This is a genomic window from uncultured Tenacibaculum sp. (assembly GCF_947502995.1).
Taxonomy (GTDB): Bacteria; Bacteroidota; Bacteroidia; order Flavobacteriales; family Flavobacteriaceae; genus Polaribacter.
The window spans coordinates 1-336 of sequence record NZ_CANNBW010000073.1 but is presented as its reverse complement, the minus strand read 5'-3'; the positions used below and the strand labels follow the sequence as shown (position 1 = coordinate 336).

Annotated in this window: 2 tRNA genes; both read left to right on the top strand. The window is 42.0% G+C overall.

Annotation, left to right across the window (positions count from 1 at the left end):
* The first annotated feature begins 98 nt into the window (after nt 1–98).
* Nucleotides 99–172 (top strand) — tRNA-Ile (locus Q1A46_RS20790).
* A gap of 82 nt (nt 173–254) precedes the next feature.
* Nucleotides 255–328: transfer RNA gene (locus Q1A46_RS20785), tRNA-Ala, on the top strand.
* Nucleotides 329–336 lie beyond the last annotated feature (8 nt).

Below are 336 nucleotides of genomic sequence, written 5' to 3'. Positions count from 1 at the left end.
CACCTCCTTTCTAGAGAAAGATGGTGAGTTACAAGAGTAATTGATTGTTATTTTACTACTCTGCTGTTAATTTTATACTATAGACTAAGATCTTAAATAGTCTCGTAGCTCAGCTGGTTAGAGCGCTACACTGATAATGTAGAGGTCGGCAGTTCGAGTCTGCCCGAGACTACTATTAAAGATTAGGAAATTCTAGAAGTTGAGGATGTAGTTGTTAGAAACTACTAACTGCTATGTACTAACTACTAGTATATGGGGGATTAGCTCAGCTGGCTAGAGCGCTTGCCTTGCACGCAAGAGGTCACCGGTTCGACTCCGGTATTCTCCACAACGCGA